The organism is Halobacillus sp. B23F22_5, assembly GCF_043497085.1.
Classification (GTDB): Bacteria; Bacillota; Bacilli; order Bacillales; family Halobacillaceae; genus Thalassobacillus.
This window is the reverse complement of the sequence record NZ_JBIEKI010000011.1, coordinates 55,228-72,571: the sequence shown is the minus strand read 5'-3', so window position 1 is coordinate 72,571 and position 17,344 is coordinate 55,228. Positions and strand designations below refer to the sequence as shown.

Sequence of the window (17,344 nt, the reverse complement as noted above, 5' to 3'; positions counted from 1 at the left end):
GACACCACCTATAGCGTTAGTTTGGCAATCAAATAAAAAGCTAAACATAAATCTTCGCTGGATGCTCAAACTAATGAAAAAGAAGGTGACGAAATGCACACGATGTGGAAAGGGACAATCAGTTTCGGTCTGGTCAACATCCCGGTGAAATTGCATGCCGCGACAGAAAATAAAGATGTTAAGATGCGCCAGCTTCATAAAGAATGCCAATCCCCAATCAAATATGAAAAGGTTTGTCCGGTATGTGAACGAGAAGTAGAACAAAATGAAATCGTCAAAGGGTACGAATATGCGAAGAATAAATTCGTCTTGATCGATGAAGAAGAAATGGAAGAATTGAAAAAGGAAAATACCGATAAAGCGGTTGAGATTGTTGATTTTGTCAGCCTGGAAGAAATCGATCCGATCTATTTTGAAAAAAGTTACTTTTTATCTCCGAATGAAGGCGGTTCGAAGGCATATGTCCTGTTGCGGGAAGCACTGCAGGACACGGGCAAAATTGGTGTCGCTAAAATTCTGATACGCGCTAAAGAGCAGCTGGCTGTCATCCGTGTTTACCAGAACACACTTGTAATGGAAACGATACATTATCCAGATGAAGTCCGTGCCACCGTAGATGTACCGAATGTGCCTGAAAAAGGGGAAACCGTCAAGAAAGAGTTGGATACGGCAAAAATGCTGATTGATCAATTGACCTCGGAGTTCGATCCAGAGAAGTACCAGGATGATTATCGCAATGCATTGCTGGAACTTATTGAGGAAAAGAAAAACGGAGAAAAACATATTGCGACTGCCAAAGAAAAGAAAGCGCCTGATAATGTGACCAACTTGATGGATGCTCTGCAGGCATCACTCGATAAAGCAAATAAAAGCGGTGGAAAAACAACCAAGAAAAAATCAACGACTAAGAAAAGCAGTACTGCGAATAAAAGTACTTCAAAGAAAACCTCTTCATCGAAAAGCAAAACAAAAAAGAATGCATAGTACAGTTGTAACTTGCTTTTCTGGACGAATGAGTTTTTGCCACAAAAATGACAGTTTCCGGTAAAAATAAAAGCTGCCCATATATGGACAGCTTTCTGTTAATCATTCCTGGTATCCCTTTGTCACTAGATCAAGCTTCCCTGTCTCTGGATCAATAACAAGTCCATGGACGGGGGTGCTTTCTGGAAGCAAAGGATGATTGCGAATCATATCGACACTGTTCTGGACAGAGTCCTCAACACGCTCGAAACCTTGCAGCCAATCTTTCACGTCAACGCCGGCATAAGAGAGTGTATCAAAGGTTTCTTCCGTGACTCCCTGGTCTTTCATTTTAGCCATCATATTTTCACCGTCAAAATGCTTCATGCCGCAATCATGATGGCCAACTACGATGATTTCGTCAGCCTTCAGTTCATAAATGGCGACAAGCAGGCTGCGCATGACACTGCCAAATGGGTGAGTTATGACAGCACCGGCGTTTTTGACCATTTTTACATCCCCATTTTTAACATTCAGTGCCCTGGGAAGCAATTCTACCAGCCTGGTATCCATACAGCTTAACACGACAAGTTTCTTATGGGGGAATTTGTCCGTCTGGTATTCTAAGTATTGCTTTTCTTCTACAAAAGTACGGTTATATTCTAATATTTCATCCAAGTACATGTAATCCCTCCTAACAAGATTAGTTTTATTTTAACGAAAATTCTTCATTTTTGCAGGTGTTTTGATGTAATTAGAATAGACACTGCGTCATTATAAGGAGACAACACTTATGGAAATGCAGTTGGTAGAAGTTTATATTCCCAATAAACGATTTGAATCGATCTATGACAAATTGGAAGAATTCGATTCGCAATCGCTCTGGGTGTCAAATGAATCCGAGGAGCGTAAGTTAGTCCGTATTTTAGTATCTACCAAAGATGTGGAGGATGTACTGGATTATCTGGAAGGAGTAGCAGGTGTGGTTGATGGGTTTGAAACGATGCTGCTTCCCGTCCGGGCATACTTTTCAAAAGACACCGTCAACAAAGCGGATGAGACGGAAGAAGAGGAGAAGCAAGAGGAAGAAGAAAAGGAGGCATTACTGCTTCGGGCAAGCCGGCATGAATTGATTAATAACGTAGAAAAAAGCAGCAACATCACGCTCAATTATACAATGATGATTATTTTATCAGCAATTGTGGCAACAGTAGGATTCATCAAAGACAGTGAAGCAGTCGTCATCGGCGCTATGGTGATTGCTCCGATGATCGGACCTGTAATTGCCATAGCTTTTGCTTCGATTCTTGGGGACTACAAAAGACTCTGGAAGGCGTTTCAAGCTTCTATCTTTGGTGTTATAATTGTCATCGTCATTTCTGTTGGACTGGGATCCATGTTTGATGTTGGTTTGAAAACCGACCAATACTGGGATCGTACCGAGGTAGCTATTTCCGATATTTTTCTGGGGATTGCATCAGGTGCTGCTGGCGCGCTCGCATTTTTAAACCGGCTATCTGGTAACCTGGTCGGAGTTATGGTAGCAGTCGCATTGCTTCCGCCCACGGTTGCGTTGGGAATATCGCTTGGCGGGGCACTTTGGACAAACGCTTTTGGTGCCTTCGTATTGCTGATGCTTAATATTTCTTCGATATTATTAGCTGCCGTCACTATTTTCTCCATTGCGGGCATTCGCCCTGTCAGATGGGAAGAGGTACAGAAAGCGAATGTATCCCGGCCATTGTCGATTGTATTTATTGCTTTGCTTGTGTTTGTTTTAGCACTGACAATTTTATTTGGACAAGGAATCTAAAACGAGAGTGCTGTCGAAATATTTTGCAAAAAAGTTCCATCTATTGTGTTGATTAAATTTTTTGAAAACTATATAATATATAATCATTAAGATTAAAGGAGGCCACGACAATGATTAAGCAACTAGTAGTATACGTGCAAGCCGCTCTACATACAACTTCATATCTCGCGTGGCCGGTTGATTCCTGAGCAATGGCAGGGGTTTGATTAATTTTATTTGAACATAGGGGAAATAGGCCACGAATAGCTTCGTGGCTTTTTTATACTTTCATTAGGCCTTGGCGATCAGCCAGGTTTTAATAATGTATTCAGGGCATACGTCACGAGCGTATGCCCTTTTGTGGTTATTAGGCAGTTTTATTTTGGCTGCTTGATATAGAAATAAAGTTTTGAAGGAGGAGTAACGATGGAAATTTGTAAGCGTTTGAAGCAAGTAATTGAAGATTGGAAAGACAGTGGATAGCAAGAATCGCGGAAGGGAAGTGAGTAGATTATGTTTGGTGTATTCAGTAAATTAGGATGGTTTTTTAAATTACATTGGAAACGATATACCTTTGCAATTATTGCTTTAATAATTGCTAGTGTGGTTGATATCATTCCACCAAAATTGGTGGGGATGGCAATCGATGATATTCAATTCAACGCTCTTACATCCGACCGTCTCCTGGAAATTCTGTTGATTTATGGCGGTTTGATCATAGCAAGTTATACGATTTCATTTCTATGGGATTACACGTTATTCGGCGGGGCAATCATGATGGAGCAGACGATGCGCTCCAAATTGATGAATCATTTTTTGAAAATGACACCAGGTTTTTTCGGTAAATTTAGGACCGGTGATTTGATGGCAAGGGCCACTAATGATTTAAAGGCGTTGAATATGACTGCGGGCTTTGGAATATTAACCTTAGTCGATTCCACGATTTTCATGTTGCTGCTGATTGCAGTCATGGGATTCACAATCAGCTGGAAGCTTACCTTGGCTGCTTTGCTGCCACTGCCGATTATGGCGTTCGTCATGAATCGGTACGGTAAAGTTATCCACGAACGTTTCATGGAAGCCCAGAAAGCCTTTGGTGATATGAATGATGATGTCCTCGAATCAGTCAAAGGAGTAAGAGTAATCCGAGCCTTTGTTCAGGAAAAGCAGGATGAAGAACGTTTCAAAACCATGACGGAAGATGTCTACCATAAAAATGTGGAAGTCGCTAAAGTAGACGCGATGTTTGAGCCGACAATCACCATATTGGTTGGTATTTCATATACGATCGGGCTCGGATACGGGACCTCACTTGTGTTCCAAAATGTAATGACCCTTGGGGAATTAGTTTCATTCAACGTTTACCTCGGTATGTTGATCTGGCCGATGTTTGCAGTAGGTGAGCTGATCAATGTCATGCAGCGGGGGAACGCTTCTTTGGACCGCGTCAATGAAACACTGGATTATAAAGCAGATGTAAAAGATCCGGAACAGCCGGAAGTTTTGGAGAAGCCAGGCACCATCGTGTTTGAAAAAGTGTCCTTCACTTATCCAGGCACCGATCTGCCCAGGCTGCAGGAGATTGATTTGAAAATCGAAAGCGGGCAGACCATCGGTGTTGTCGGAAAAACAGGAGCAGGTAAAACTACACTATTCCGGCAATTGCTCAGAGAGTATCCTGGAATGTCAGGAGCATTGACGATTTCAGGTATTCCTATCACGAATTTTGCACTTGAAAAGACGCGTTCCTGGATCGGATACGTTCCTCAGGATCAAGTATTGTTTTCAAAGACCGTGCGGGAAAATATCCAGTTCGGCAAAGAAAATGCCAGTGATGAAGAAATTTACCGTGTTATGGAGCTTGCTCATTTCATTGATGATATCAAAAATCTTTCAGAAGGACTGGATACAAAGGTCGGAGAGAGCGGTGTCACGTTATCAGGCGGGCAAAAGCAGCGCGTAGCGATTGCCAGAGCGTTCATCATGGATCCTGAGATATTGATTTTAGATGATGCCATGTCAGCAGTCGATGGAAAAACAGAAGCGAATATCATCCAGCATTTGAAGCAGGAACGAACAGGAAAAACGACCTTGATTGCTGCGCATAGGCTGTCAGCTGTCACACACGCAGATCATATTATCGTTTTGGAAGACGGAAGGATTGTCGAAGAAGGGACCCACGATCAATTGATGGAGACTGACGGCTGGTATCAGGCTCAGTATAAAATGCAGCAGCTTGATGAGAAGGGGGCAGTATCATAATGAAACGTTCAACGGAAAAACAATTATTTCAGTATGCTTGGAAATTCCGGAAACAAATTACTATTGGACTGCTTTGCCTGGTCGTTGCGGTAGCACTTGAATTGACCGGCCCTTTCATAGCGAAACGTCTGATCGATAATCATGTCGTCGGCATCGAATCGACATGGTATCAGGTGGAGAATAAGGACGAATATACTGCCTCCTATCAGGGTGATTTTTATAAAAGAGAAGACCGGTTAGACGGAACAGAAGAAACAGGTGATAGGACAACAGTGCTGCAAGTGGGTACCAGCTACTATTTTGTAGACCAGGCGGTCCCAACCACCGGAAAAAGGCAAATCGAAGGCGATACGCTGATAATCGATACGCCTGATGGCGAAGTCGCAGCAAACGCAGAAAAGTTGTCATTACAGGAGTTATACAGTTTTTTCGCTCCAGAGCGCCCGGCGATATACAGGCTGTTAGGTTTGTATATTGGATTGCTTTTGGTCGCAGCTGTTTTTCAATTTGTTAACACATTTTTGTTACAAAAAACATCCAACCGAATCATTCAACGGATGAGGAAAGACGTGTTCGGGCATATCCAGCGGCTGCCGATTAATTATTTCATCAATCAGCCAGCAGGAAAAGTAGTTGCCAGGGTGACCAATGACACCGAAGCGATACGTGAGCTTTATGTAAGGGTATTAGCTACTTTTGTTACAAGTATCGTTTATATGACTGGCATTTATATCGCCTTGTTTTTGCTCGACCTAAAGTTAGCAATGCTTTGTTTGCTGCTATTGCCAATCATAGCGGTATGGATGCGTGTGTACAAATATTATGGCGGTAAATATAACAAGGTAGTCCGTTCTACTGTAAGCGATATGAACGGGAATATTAATGAAGCGATTCACGGAATGTCAATCATTCAGGCCTTCCGAAAGCAAAAGCAGACATCTAAGGAATTCGAAGCTTTGAATCAAAAACATTTCACGTATCAACGAAAGTTAATCCGCTTAAGCGCTTTGACGTCACATAACCTTGTCAATGTATTACGCAATTTCGCTTTTGTTGCGTTTATCTGGTATTTCGGTTCTCAGTCGATGGGTGCGGAGGGTGTTATCACCGTGGGAGTACTTTATGCGTTTGTTGATTACTTGACGCGTTTGTTCCAGCCTGTCAATGACCTGGTCAATCAACTGCCACAACTGGAGCAAGCGCGGGTAGCGGCAGGACGTGTATTTGAATTGATGGAAGAAGATGGCGAAAACGTCAAGGATGCCAAAGTTCCTCGTTATCACGGAAATGTACGGTTTGACCACGTATCGTTTGCTTATGAAAAAGATGATTATATTCTCAAAGATATTGATTTTGAAGTAAAAGCTGGTCAGACAGCTGCATTTGTGGGGCATACAGGATCAGGAAAGAGCTCAATCATGAATCTTCTCTTCCGATTTTACGACCCGCAAAAAGGCAGGATAACTATTGATGGTAAAGACACGAAAGAATGGTCCAGACAGCAGGTGCGCAGTCATATGGGAATCGTCCTTCAGGATCCATTCATTTTCACTGGAACTATTTTGTCGAATGTAACGATGAATGACCCGAATATTTCCCGGGAAATGGCGATTGATGCCTTGAAAGCGGTAGGAGCAGACCGGTTTGTTGAAAAGCTGCCGAATCAATATGATGAACCGGTCAAAGAGAAAGGGAGTTCCCTTTCAATGGGAGAGAGGCAGTTGATTTCTTTTGCGAGGGCACTTGCTTTCGACCCTGCGATTCTTATTCTTGATGAGGCGACGGCTAATATCGACACCGAGACTGAAAAGCTGATTCAGGATGCACTCCAAGTCCTTAAAGAAGGGCGAACGACGTTAGTAATCGCTCACCGGTTGTCTACAATTCAGCAAGCTGACCAAATTTTTGTGTTACATCATGGTACAATGATGGAAAAGGGAACCCATGCGCAATTGATTTCTGAAAAAGGTCTATATTATCAGATGTATCAAATGCAGCAGGGGAGATTGAAAGCGACCGCGATGTAGGCTCGCTGATTTTGTTAATGAGGTGGCGGCATCATGGAGAGAGATGACCGAAAACAGGATATCATTGATGAAGACTTATATGAAGAAATTGATGATGAGGAAATGTATGAGCTCGTCCAGGAAGAAAAAAGAAAGGCGATCGCTCGTGCCCAGGCAGAAAAAGAGGAGTCGAAACGTCCCTTCCCTAAGTGGGCGTTCTGGCTTGTCGCTATCGTTATGGTATTGAATTTAGCGGCAGTCATCCCTCAGACTTATTCGATACCTGCCATCGATTTTTTGGTTACTTCTGCAAAGCTGTCTACCAATCCTGTCATTGATGATTATCAAGAAGCGGTTGTCGTAGTAAAAGCAGGCCAAAGCAAAGGAACTGGATTTGCGATCACAGGGGATGGGACGATTATAACGAATCATCATGTGATTGAAGATGAAAAACGGATCTCGGTCGCATTCCCGGAGGAAGGTTTGTTTCATGCGGAAGTGGAAGCAGCTTTTCCTGACGTCGATCTGGCCGTCCTTAAGGTGGAAGGAGAATCGCTCCCCCATCTTGACCTGGCTGAAGAGACGAAGTTTGAATCGGAAGAACACTTTTATTTTATCGGCAACCCATTGAGGTTTACAGGAATTGCTAACCAGGGGACGATCATCGATTACACAAAGCTGGAAAGTTGGAATCAGCCGGTCATGATGTTGGATGCGCCTATTTATAAAGGTAACAGTGGAAGTCCGGTCATTAATGAAGAAAGTGAAGTGATCGGCGTCGTGTTTGCTACATTAAAACATGAAGAGCATGGAAGGGTTGGCCTCGCCGTTCCGATTGATTATTTTCATAATAAGTATCCTTAGTTTTCCTGAAATTTCGCTTATTCAGTATACAGACCTTAAAACCCTCAGTGCATATGCACTGAGGGTTTTAAATTAAAGCTCACTAACTTGTAAACTCAGTTTCGAGATACTAGGTCCGTTGTCATGAGAGAAATAGGATGGTTTGGGAAACGACTCGCTTTCCTGCGGGGGACCTGGCAAGCTTCCTCGGGCTTCGTCCTGTGGGATCTCGCCTAGCCCCTTCTCCCGCGGGAGTCTCGCTGTTTCCCTTCCCATCCAGCTAGATTTGTAATAAACGGACCCTTCGATAGGAGAAAGGTGAAAGTCGTTTGAATTAAAAAGTAGTCTGTGTGGAATTTAGTTTTCATGCAGACCACTATTCTTCTGATTTCGTGAAAAACGCCATCGCAAGAACTCAAATTCATGGACAATTGCTGGTCTAACATAAAGTTCCTCACTTTTCTGATATAAGAAAAAGAGGGACTTTCTATTTAAATCAAAGAAAATCACTCTTCTTAGGTTCAACACTGTTGATTCCACGATGAGCGTTCGGTGGTGACGCCTGCGGGAACAGCGCTAGCCGAAGATCCACTTGGTCAAGTGATCTTCTTGACCAAGTTAGCTGAGGCCGTGCCCGCGGCAAGCATCCACCGACAAGCGATTCGTGATAATCAACAACAAACTTTAACAGCTCCTCTAGGTTAGAAAGAAAAGTCGAGTATAAAACCTTTGTGGCTTTATACTCGACTTGATTACATCTCTCAGCCAGAGAGCATTTTTTTATCGAAAAGGGGAAGAGTTATAAAATTACGATTCCAGGACATTTCCAAGGGTAGGAATGGGATGAAACTTGAAGAGTTCAGCAAAATGAATCAAATTATAAGTCATTCTTTCAATATTGTTCAGTGCTTTATCATCTCTTGATATATCTACGGCTTCATCTTGGCGGGGATCTATTCTCCCTTCATACGTCGCGTGTGCGTGAGGAGGGATAGTAAATCCTATCATAGAGAGCTGGTAGAATATTGACTGGGCCGCAGTGCGGCCTCCGTCCTCTTTGGCGCCAGCTACTACCACACCACCGACTTTATTATAAAAAAGAGATTGCCCCTTTTGATTTTTTAACTCTTGATAACCTTGAAGTCGTTCCAGTATCAAACTGGCGATACTGCTTTTTTCCCCCATAGAAATCGGGGTGCCGATGATCACAATGTCAGCTTCTTTAATTTTATTAAATATAAACGGCCAATCATCATCGCCGTCTAGACGGTCTGTAATCCCGAAAGAAATATGAAAATCTCTTAAGTGGATTCGGTTGGTATCGATCTGTTCTTTTTGTAATATTTTGGTTGCCTCGTGAAGCAGCTGTTCTGTTTCACTTGCGTCTGTTCCTCGTTTCAATGTTGTATTCAAGAGTACAGCTTTCAACTTGTTCCCTCCTTTCGTCAGCTTTCCTACTGTGTTTATACCTGTTCTTTCATACCGATAAACCCAAGCTGAAAACTTACCAGCTTTTTGTTTTACCTTTTTCTGTGACGGGAAAATACTTATAAATAAGCAGTCTGACTAAAGGAGTGATAAACATGCTATACCTAGCAAGCACGTTAGAAACATATAATATCCAGGCTGTAGATGGAGAACTCGGGAAGTTGAAAGATTTATATTTTGATGATAATAAATGGGCGATTCGCTATTTAGTGGCTGACACAAGAAAGTGGCTTCCGGGTAAGAAAGTGGTAGTCTCCCCATCCGGAATGGAGACGGTAAAAACCGAAGAAAAAGTCATACACGTTAAGAATAAGAAAGAGGATATCAGAGACAATGCAACTCTCGAGGAAAAGCAGGAATTTTCCTATGATAAAGAAGTTGAATTATCGGATACCTTTGGGTGGAAACAATATTGGAGTGGAGAGTTTCTCTGGGGCGGATATCTTACACCGCTTGACCCTATGGAAGAGCCAGTAAGAACCGCTGAGCCAGCAAGGACGGAAAAGCCGCCGATCAATGATAATGTCCACGGAAGCAACCATAAGCTACGGAGTATCGAAAACATTAAAGGTGAGTTCCAACATGCGGTTGTACATGGGGATAATGGAAAGATCGGTTATATCAAAGATATACTGATTGATGATGAAACATGGAGAATAAGATATTTCATCGTAGATACCAGTGAGTGGTCCACAAATGAAAGTGTATTGATTTCTCCGGACTGGCTGCAGTCTGTAGATTGGGTCGACAACGATTTCTATATTGACTTGAAGCTGGAAACAATAGAAGACGGTCCGAATTATAAAAAGGAACAGCAAGTTACAGAAGAGCTGGAGGAAGAGGTTTACAGAAAGTATCGTAAAGAACCTTATTGGAAGTAATAAACAAATATTGAAAAGCCCTGCCATTTGGTGGGGCTTTTTTCTTACCGTATAATTGTCTAGAGGTAATAGGTACTATCTTTTGAAATCATCATTTAATAAAATGTAAACAACCTGTGCTAGATACTGATTCCATAATTCGATAAGATAGTCACGTTGAATATTTAAAAATCATAGCTCCCCTTAATATAGTTAGGTTATACTTCAGAAATAAGGTTGGTTGAAACATATTTGTAACATAATTGAAAAGTTTTTTAATAATAACACCCATAAAATTAAAGACTTTCTCGAAATTACTTAATAGCTGGAGGTGGTAAAGGTTGATCAGGAGTCTGTTTCACAAGAAAACTGACACCTCCCTTAATGAGCAAGTGACATTAGCACAATCGGGAGACGAAGACATTCGTAATCACCTTTTGAAGCAATATCAACCTTTTATCGCCAAAAATGTTTCTGAAGTATGTAAACGGTACATTGACCAAAACAAAGATGATGAATTCAGTATTGGCTTAATGGCTTTTAATGAAGCGATCGATTCCTTTTCTTCCTCCAGAGGAAGCTCGTTCCTATCCTTTGCGCGGCTTGTCATCAAGCGTAAGGTGATCGATTTTATCCGGAATGAGCAGCGCCATTTGATGGCTGCTTCCCTCGATGAGGACTATGAAAATGATGAACAGATGGAAAACCCATCGGAAATCACAGCGGCTAAAGAGCAATATGAACGTCAGACAGAGGCATGGTACAGACGAGAAGAAATCAAAGATTTCCAAATGAAATTGATGCAGTACAAGCTTTCTTTCAAGGAACTTACCGATGTTTCACCCCAGCATCGTGATGCCCGTGAGTCAGCAATACGGGTAGCGAGGCTGATATATGAGGATGATGCATTGAGGGAAAAAGTATTGAAAAAAGGCAGACTGCCAATCAAGGATCTTGTCGATCGTGTTGATGTCAGTAAAAAAACGCTGGAACGGAATCGTAAATTCATTTTAGCGATGGTCATCATCTTAAGTGAAGAATATGTGTACCTCCAAGACTATATTAAGGGGGTGGGGTTGTGAGAAAAGGGATTGTCATGGAACACCACCGTGGCTATACCATTGTACTTACCGAATTCGGTACCCTTCATAAAGCAAAACCATTGAACGATGTGGAAGTTGGAATGGAGACTGGTTTCGAACTTCTGCCGGAGAAAACTGGGTTAGCAGCGCTATTCCAGTGGAAGAAACAGCAGGCACGATTAAAAATCATTGCTATGGTAACAGCATTGTTAATAGCGTTATTCCCGCTTTATTCCTGGTATGACAGTAACCAGGCCTATGCTTATGTTAATGTCGACATTAATCCAAGCATCGAAATGGAAATTAATGAGGACCGGGAAGTACTGGATATAACCCCCTATAACGACGAAGCAAGAGAGCTTATTAAAGATCTTGCAGATTGGAAGCATCAGCCAGCAGGGGACGTGATCCTGCAAATCATTGAATTCAGTGAACAAAAAGGACTGATGAATGATCTTGATAGTGTACTGGTGGGTGTTAGTTATCTGAAAGATGACATCGCAAGTGATTTTACCGAAGAGATTGAATCATATGTGAGTAAACACGCAGCGGCTTTGACAGTGGCAGCATTCGTCGTGCCTGAAACGGTCAGAGATAAGGCGAAAGAAAACAAACAAACGGTGAATCAATATATGGCTGAAACATTGTCTGATTCCTCCTCGGCAAATACCGGTAAATCATCTGATCAAGTTCAGGTTGATGGGAAAGATAAGGACGTTATTCAATCTTTTTATAATAAAGAACAAGACAACAAGCCGGTACAATCAAAAGACAAGGATACAACAAAAAATAAGGGTTCTAAAATTGAAAAAGTGACAGATCCATCTTCCGGCCATAAAAAACAGCAGGAAAAGGAAACTCCTGTGAAGAAGAAAGACGCACACCCAGACAAGGGAAAAGGGCTGGATAAAGAATCATCCAACAAAAAAGAAAACCCATCGAAAGGGAATGGTCCTCCGGACAAGGTGAAAGAGAAAAAGCAGCAAGCACCTGGTCAAAAGAAGAAGGAGAATGACTATTCTCCTTCGCGTGCAGATAAACATAAAAAGGATAATCCTCCCGGTAAAACAAAAAAGGAAACAAAAAAAAATGGCAAGCAAAACAAAGGTAATAGCTCCAAAAAGCAGAAAGCCGATCCACCGGGACAGGCAAAAAAAGAAAATAAAAAGTGATGTTATCAGCCGTGAGTGCTCTTGGAGTCTCACGGTTTTTTGCATGTATGAAGGAACTTCAGAATAAATATAATAGAGGACGAGCTAATGCATCTATCTATTTTTCTGAGAAAATAGTATACTAATATACTGGTATCTTTTTGTAAAATTTAGAACTTATATGAAACTTTCAGCAGGTGAGGTCGTAAGACTATAGTGACAAAAATTATGAGCAGAATCAGGGGGAGAACTATGAGTGACAACCAAAGAAGAAATGGTGCAGGCAAGGGAAAAGGCAGCATGAAAAGCTGGGTATTTATTGTTTTGACGGTAGTGATCGTTGCTGGCATCGGTGCGACAGCTTTCGGGATGCTAAAGGACAAAAATCCGATGACACGTTATTTGACCGCTGAGCAGAATACGATAGAAAAGCAAATGACGTTCATGGATAGTCAATCAGACCAGATGGAACAATTGGAAGAGAAGATGATGGGGAACGCATTCCGTAGTAACTCGACCATTACTGCTGATTTTAACCTCGAGGATGGAGCACAATCGTTTGGTGCGATGCTTCCGATGATCAAAGGAATGGTTTCGTCATCAAAAATCGAGACAGAACAGAGGCTGGATCCTGGTACAAAGGAAACGTTCCTGGCATTTGATCTGTTATTGCAAGGACAAAGCTTAGGAAATGCAGAATTATATCAAAATGAATCTAATGCCGCGTTGAAAGTACCATTTTTGTACGAAAGCTATTTCACTTTGCCAAATGATCAATTCGGTGAATTTTTACGGAAGAACGGAGAAGAAGCTGCTGGGATGGAAGAACTGCCCAATCTGGCTGATTACCAATCCGCGACCCTGACACGTGATGAATTGGATGAAATTGCAGAAGATTATGTAACCACTTTAATTAAAGAATTGGATAAAGAGCAGTTCGAGATGGAAAATGGGGTAGCCTATGAAGGCAGCAAGTTCGATAAAGTGACCCTTACCCTCTCTGAAGACGAAACGAAAGAGATCTTGAAAGTCATGCTTGAAAAATTGAAGAATGATGATCGCATTTGGGAGATGGTAGAGGCACAGATGAACATGAATATGGCAGCTGGTAATATCAAGGATGGCAAGGCTTCTGTCGAGGAATTGGAAAAAGAAGTGGATAACCTGGAGCTGCCTGATGGATTCAAGCTGGAAGCTTACCTTGATGGAGACATTGTCGCTTATCGAGATATCAATTTCAAAGTCAGTCATAAAGAAGCAGATGAAACAGCAGCATTTGCTATTCATACGGGTTATTCCGAAGAAGATGAGGATACTTATACTTCTACGGTGGAGATGAATGTCGTACCTTCTACCGATGAAGGTGCTATGGCGTTCACATTTGAAGAAAAAGGAAAGAAAAGTGGAGAAGATCTTCATTTCGATCACAATATTTCTCTTAAGATGGAAGACGCAGGGGGACCTTCTAGTATCGGAGCCAATCTTTCTTCTGTGATAAAGGACAATACGACAGAGATGACGTTCGATGTGAAGATGGAAGGTGCCATGTTTGCAGGAGGACCTGTTCCTGAAATCGGTGGTTATTTCAATACCGAAACAGAAGTAGATGGGTCTGCTGCTAATCAAAAGATGGACCTTGGCGTCGAGTTCGCGATGGAGGATCCGATGACGGGACCGATAAGCGGGATGGTGGAATTCCATATCGATACAGATACAGAATTCACAAATGACCTGCAATTCCCTTCACTTGATGATAGTGAAACAGTTAATGTCATGGAAACTTCCGATCAGGAAATGGAAGAAATTATGATGGAAGTTCAAATGAATCTTCAAAGCTATTATCAAAATATGTTCGGAAACCTGGGAGGCCTGGGCGCCTTTTAATGGTGTAAATGTTCCGCATAGGAAAGATAGGAGGATCGGTTGTGCATAGCATCTCGCTGCTATTACTGGAAATCAGAGCGGCTGCCAGACGGCCGCTCCTTCTTTTTGTTTGTTTACTTGGACCTTTTCTATTGCTGGGATTCCTTGGCTATGCTTTGAGCGGGTTTGTAAAAGAAGATAATGAAAACATTGTTGTTTCGATAGTCGACGAGGATCAGACTTTTGAAACGAAGTCATTGATCAATCAGCTCCAGGATGATGAAACACTGGCACAACAGCTGGATTTTGAAGAGATGGGAAAAACCGAAGCTGAACAGGAATTGAGGGCCGGAAATGGGACAGGTGCTGTCATCATTCCAGAAGGGTTTACTGCTGATTTGCGAAACGGTACTAATACACCGATCGAAGTCTGGCTGGATGACCAGCAGCCTCTCGAATCAGGTGTCCTGCGATTATTACTGGACAGTGCTGCAAGCTACATTTCTGCCGCGCAAAGTGGAGTAAACGCGGTGTACGATTCTGTTATCAAACCACTGGATCACTCCAGTGACCGACAGCAGTTATTACAGCAGGTGATCGTTACATTCACCCTGGAGGCACTCGACCGAAATGACTTATTTGATACAAATACGTTGAAGCGTGGGTCTGTGATTGGCTGGGAAAGGCATGCAGTCATGGCTGTTTGGATGCTTGGTGCGTGGCTGGCGTTGAGCTTGTTCATCGCTTCAAGGCAGTCGATTTTACATAGGGGTGTCGGTGATCGTTTACGTACCATGAACATAGGAAGAAGCCACATCCATATCACACAGGTTATCTTGTATACTCTTTTCTTATTTATTGCCAATGAAATTTTCTTTTTGGCATATGGCATCTATGATCAGGATACGCTTCAAGGATGGGATTTTCATTTGCTGTTGCTGACTCATGCGTTTCTTCAGGCAGCATTGGCAGCCTTGTTCCTTGCTTTTAACAACAGGAAAGGACAAGTGGCTTTATGGTATGTCATTCTGTCGCTTCCGTTACTGATGGCAAGCGGTAGTTTAATTCCTGCCAGCTATCTGCCTAAGTGGCTTAGTGAGATTACTGCATTTTTACCCTGGACCCATATTTATCAAGGCCTGCAGCAGCCATCGTTTGGCTTCCTGGTCCTACCTGCTGCATTCGGTCTGGCATTGTTTGTAGCAGGCAGACTTATCAATCAGAAGGTGGAGAAGCATGATGGCTATCCAGCTTAGACTGCAATTTTTTCGGATGATGCTACGGTGGAAAAGCCTGCTGTTTCTATTTTTATTCCCCCTGGTGATTGTAATAGGTCTTTATCCTATCCTCTCCGTCGCTGTATCGGGGACTCAAATCCCTATAGCATGGGTGGATCAGGATAACTCGGAGTTTTCTCAGCTGGTCTATGATCGACTACAAGAAAATCAACGCCTCAACATAAAAGCTCTTAACCAGGAAGATGCAAGAAGACAATTACAAACAGGGGAAGTAGAGGCTGCGTTTCTTATTGAATCTGGTTTTGAGGAACAACTAAAAACCGGAGAAATTGATGAAATCATCAGATGGCTCCGAACAGAAGCATCTACCCTTGATGCTTTTGCGAAAGAAAAGGTTGCTTCAGAAGCGGTCAGGTTGATGCTAAACAGTAAAGCGGCTGAATTTGTTGCTGTTCGATCAGGAGATGAAACCTGGGAAGAAACGTTCAAACAAGCAGATAGTTACTGGGTACCTGAACCTCTGTTTCAAATGGAATTCAAGTGGATAACAGGAATGAAAAAACAGAATGGTGCTGCCCTCCCTTTATCGGTACAAGGAATGATTTCCTTTTTGCTTTTATATGTAATGGGGGTAGCTGCTTACTTATATCATCAGTGGTTCAAGGACAAAAATACAGGTTTATTGGAACGGATAAGATTGAGCACCGGTCATGTTTATTATTATTATGGAGCCTGGTTCCTGGTTCAGTTCGCCTTATTGATCAGTGTCACTTTGTTTGTCTTTGCACTGATGGTTCCTGTTTTTCATGTAACTTGGAGTTTACTGAAACCCTGGATGCTGCAAATGTTTGTAAGCATAAGCATTGTTCATGCATTTTTGTTCGTGATGGCAATTACAATGAGAAGCTCCAGGTTATTTTTTAGTATCAGTGCGAGTATTATCCTGGCATCATTTCTCTTAGGAGGCATTCCTTTAGAAAGCCTGGAAGGTTTCAGGGTTGGAAAATGGCTCCCGCACGGTTGGTTGTTTGATCACAGTTGGATGGAGGGATTGATGTGATCCGTACAGAAGCACTTGAAAAACATTATAAACAGAAGCTGATTCTGCATGAACTATCATGGCATATTACTGCTGGAGAATCGGTAGGAATTACCGGTCCCAATGGTGCAGGAAAAACAACCTTCTTGAAATTGCTGGCAACGATTGAAAAGCCGACTGGCGGGGGACTGTTTTTTGAGGAGAAACCTTACTCCACACAGGTTAAAAGAATCCGCAAACGTATCGGATATATACCTCAGGAAATCTCCTTGTTCGAAGGCTTAAAGGTTAAGGAACAAATCAACGCCTGGCGTAAGCTGAGTGCTCAAGCTATTGACGAGGCACATGTGAAGAAGATGATGGAAGTATTACGGTTGCATGAGGTAATGGAGCAGCGTTCCGATGATTTATCCGGCGGCTGGAAGAGGAAGCTGCATTTATGTATCGGATTGTTGCACAAACCGGAAATCTGCCTGCTGGATGAGCCGACTGCAGGTATTGATATGGCTGCCAAAGTCGAAATCATCGATTGGCTGAAAAGGCTTAATGATTCAGGTATGACGATGATTTATATCAGCCACGATTGGTATGAGCTGGAGCAGTTGAGCAAGCGTCTGTTACTGATGGATGAAGGAAATATCGTTTTTGACGGGGTAAAGGAGGAGTTAAAGGATTTACCGATAAACGATTATAGCAGGGAGCTTGCCAATATCATCTATGCCGCCAAGAAAATCGTGGTACACAAATAAGAGCCTGA

General features: G+C 42.4%; 15 protein-coding genes. 13 read left to right on the top strand and 2 right to left on the bottom strand.

Annotated features, from left to right (window positions below; translation table 11 throughout):
• Positions 1-93 precede the first annotated feature (93 nt).
• Entirely contained in the window at positions 94-984 is an 891-nt protein-coding gene (gene ku, locus ACGTN9_RS14360; protein WP_499593917.1) for a non-homologous end joining protein Ku, read from the top strand.
• 102 nt (positions 985-1,086) lie between these two features.
• Here ku and ACGTN9_RS14355 read toward each other — a convergent pair whose 3' ends face one another.
• A complete protein-coding gene (locus ACGTN9_RS14355; protein WP_499593915.1) occupies positions 1,087-1,647 on the bottom strand; it encodes a beta-class carbonic anhydrase in 561 nt (186 codons plus the stop codon).
• A 109-nt stretch (positions 1,648-1,756) separates the two neighbouring features.
• Between ACGTN9_RS14355 and ACGTN9_RS14350 the strand changes: the two genes are divergently transcribed.
• The 5 genes from ACGTN9_RS14350 (at position 1,757) to ACGTN9_RS14330 (ending at position 8,571) form a co-directional block, all read left to right on the top strand.
• Positions 1,757-2,776 carry a TIGR00341 family protein gene (locus ACGTN9_RS14350; RefSeq protein ID WP_499593913.1) on the top strand — a complete coding sequence of 340 codons (1,020 nt, stop codon included), beginning with the start codon at positions 1,757-1,759 and terminating at the stop codon, positions 2,774-2,776.
• Between the two features lie 492 nt (positions 2,777-3,268).
• Positions 3,269-5,017, top strand: coding sequence for an ABC transporter ATP-binding protein (locus ACGTN9_RS14345; RefSeq protein ID WP_499593911.1), 1,749 nt, complete (start codon positions 3,269-3,271; stop codon positions 5,015-5,017).
• The gene (locus ACGTN9_RS14340) at positions 5,017-7,044 is read left to right on the top strand and encodes an ABC transporter ATP-binding protein (RefSeq protein WP_499593909.1); all 2,028 of its coding nucleotides are present in this window, start codon (positions 5,017-5,019) and stop codon (positions 7,042-7,044) included. Before ACGTN9_RS14345 ends, ACGTN9_RS14340 begins: the two co-directional genes overlap by 1 nt.
• Positions 7,045-7,077: 33 nt before the next feature.
• On the top strand, positions 7,078-7,887 hold the full coding sequence (locus tag ACGTN9_RS14335) for a S1C family serine protease (RefSeq protein WP_499593907.1): 810 nt from the start codon (positions 7,078-7,080) through the stop codon (positions 7,885-7,887).
• Between the two features lie 531 nt (positions 7,888-8,418).
• A complete protein-coding gene (locus ACGTN9_RS14330; RefSeq protein WP_499593905.1) occupies positions 8,419-8,571 on the top strand; it encodes a hypothetical protein in 153 nt (50 codons plus the stop codon).
• 102 nt (positions 8,572-8,673) lie between these two features.
• Here the strand turns inward: ACGTN9_RS14330 and ACGTN9_RS14325 are convergent, their stop codons facing one another.
• Positions 8,674-9,294: a flavodoxin family protein gene (locus ACGTN9_RS14325; RefSeq protein WP_499593903.1), complete on the bottom strand. Its 621-nt coding sequence runs from the start codon at positions 9,292-9,294 to the stop codon at positions 8,674-8,676.
• A 155-nt stretch (positions 9,295-9,449) separates the two neighbouring features.
• Here ACGTN9_RS14325 and ACGTN9_RS14320 point away from each other — a divergent pair, with 155 nt between their 5' ends.
• The 7 genes from ACGTN9_RS14320 (at position 9,450) to ACGTN9_RS14290 (ending at position 17,336) form a co-directional block, all read left to right on the top strand.
• On the top strand, positions 9,450-10,235 hold the full coding sequence (locus ACGTN9_RS14320) for a PRC-barrel domain-containing protein (RefSeq protein WP_499593901.1): 786 nt from the start codon (positions 9,450-9,452) through the stop codon (positions 10,233-10,235).
• Positions 10,236-10,555: 320 nt separating this feature from the next.
• Positions 10,556-11,296 (top strand): RNA polymerase sigma factor SigI, encoded by a 741-nt coding sequence (gene sigI, locus ACGTN9_RS14315; protein ID WP_499593899.1) that lies wholly within the window; start codon positions 10,556-10,558, stop codon positions 11,294-11,296.
• Positions 11,293-12,468, top strand: a complete 1,176-nt coding sequence (locus ACGTN9_RS14310) for an anti-sigma-I factor RsgI family protein (RefSeq protein WP_499593897.1) — start codon at positions 11,293-11,295, stop codon at positions 12,466-12,468. Before sigI ends, ACGTN9_RS14310 begins: the two co-directional genes overlap by 4 nt.
• Before the next feature lie 231 nt (positions 12,469-12,699).
• Complete coding sequence (locus ACGTN9_RS14305; protein WP_499593895.1) at positions 12,700-14,331, top strand: hypothetical protein; 1,632 nt, start codon at positions 12,700-12,702, stop codon at positions 14,329-14,331.
• A gap of 41 nt (positions 14,332-14,372) precedes the next feature.
• On the top strand, positions 14,373-15,566 hold the full coding sequence (locus tag ACGTN9_RS14300) for an ABC transporter permease (RefSeq protein ID WP_499593893.1): 1,194 nt from the start codon (positions 14,373-14,375) through the stop codon (positions 15,564-15,566).
• The gene (locus ACGTN9_RS14295) at positions 15,550-16,608 is read left to right on the top strand and encodes an ABC transporter permease (protein WP_499593891.1); all 1,059 of its coding nucleotides are present in this window, start codon (positions 15,550-15,552) and stop codon (positions 16,606-16,608) included. The genes ACGTN9_RS14300 and ACGTN9_RS14295 overlap by 17 nt, the downstream gene beginning before the upstream one ends.
• Positions 16,605-17,336, top strand: coding sequence for an ABC transporter ATP-binding protein (locus tag ACGTN9_RS14290; RefSeq protein ID WP_499593889.1), 732 nt, complete (start codon positions 16,605-16,607; stop codon positions 17,334-17,336). Before ACGTN9_RS14295 ends, ACGTN9_RS14290 begins: the two co-directional genes overlap by 4 nt.
• Positions 17,337-17,344 lie beyond the last annotated feature (8 nt).

Excerpts from the sequence above, each read along its gene's own strand:
- ku (WP_499593917.1), top strand. The coding sequence starts at position 94 with ATGCACACGATGTGGAAAGGGACAATCAGTTTCGGTCTGGTCAACATC.
- ACGTN9_RS14355 (WP_499593915.1), bottom strand. The coding sequence starts at position 1,647 with ATGTACTTGGATGAAATATTAGAATATAACCGTACTTTTGTAGAAGAA.
- ACGTN9_RS14350 (WP_499593913.1), top strand. The coding sequence starts at position 1,757 with ATGGAAATGCAGTTGGTAGAAGTTTATATTCCCAATAAACGATTTGAA.
- ACGTN9_RS14345 (WP_499593911.1), top strand. The coding sequence starts at position 3,269 with ATGTTTGGTGTATTCAGTAAATTAGGATGGTTTTTTAAATTACATTGG.
- ACGTN9_RS14340 (WP_499593909.1), top strand. The coding sequence starts at position 5,017 with ATGAAACGTTCAACGGAAAAACAATTATTTCAGTATGCTTGGAAATTC.
- ACGTN9_RS14335 (WP_499593907.1), top strand. The coding sequence starts at position 7,078 with ATGGAGAGAGATGACCGAAAACAGGATATCATTGATGAAGACTTATAT.
- ACGTN9_RS14320 (WP_499593901.1), top strand. The coding sequence starts at position 9,450 with ATGCTATACCTAGCAAGCACGTTAGAAACATATAATATCCAGGCTGTA.
- ACGTN9_RS14305 (WP_499593895.1), top strand. The coding sequence starts at position 12,700 with ATGAGTGACAACCAAAGAAGAAATGGTGCAGGCAAGGGAAAAGGCAGC.
- ACGTN9_RS14295 (WP_499593891.1), top strand. The coding sequence starts at position 15,550 with ATGGCTATCCAGCTTAGACTGCAATTTTTTCGGATGATGCTACGGTGG.